General features: G+C 33.1%; 1 pseudogene. It reads left to right on the forward strand.

The window, feature by feature from the left end:
- Window positions 1-11: 11 nt before the first annotated feature.
- Window positions 12-257: pseudogene (locus EZH24_RS13805) on the forward strand (Rpn family recombination-promoting nuclease/putative transposase); the annotation flags it as partial.

Here is a 257-nt window from a genome sequence, read left to right on the forward strand (position 1 = left end):
AGGAGGAAGATATGTCTCAATTATTAAAAGAAGACACGATTTTTGAAAAAGCGATAAATAAGTATAATTATTTTACCGACAACGAAGATTTGCTTAACGAATACGACAAACGGGAGGCTTATTTAGTTTATCAAGCAAGTTTAATGCGAGGCTCAAGAGAAGAAGGCAGAGAAGAAGGAAAACTCGAGGGCTTAAAAGAAGGACAAATTTCAATGGCAAAAGCAATGAAATCTAAAAATATGGACATTAATCTTATA

Source organism: Brachyspira catarrhinii (assembly GCF_005518285.1).
Lineage (GTDB): Bacteria > Spirochaetota > Brachyspiria > Brachyspirales > Brachyspiraceae > Brachyspira > Brachyspira catarrhinii.